Annotated in this window: 1 pseudogene; it reads left to right on the forward strand. The window is 39.0% G+C overall.

The annotated features are described in order from the left end of the window. Positions 1-237: 237 nt before the first annotated feature. Positions 238-305: pseudogene (locus AB4585_RS28365) on the forward strand (D-ribose pyranase); the annotation flags it as partial.

Genomic DNA, 305 nt, shown 5'->3' on the forward strand with positions numbered 1-305 from the left:
TCTACAGACAGTAGCGTTTTTGAAGAGCAAATTATTCATACTCCGCTTATGGAACTATTGATGAAACGAATCAGTGAAGTGATAACTCACTCACATTCTCACCCTCCCCTAGATCGATCCTAGTCACACATTCTCAATCTACCCCTCGCTAATCAGTTCATGTTGGTTATTATTCTCATCGATACGTATCGATGAGTTTAAAATCGACAATAGCGATAACACAGAAGGTCGCAAAACATGAAGAAAAGTACCCTAATTAATTCCGAGATTTCATATCTAGTTTCCACTCTTGGCCACACAGATGA

The organism is Vibrio sp. 10N.222.49.C9, assembly GCF_041474985.1.
Taxonomy (GTDB): Bacteria; Pseudomonadota; Gammaproteobacteria; order Enterobacterales; family Vibrionaceae; genus Vibrio; species Vibrio crassostreae_C.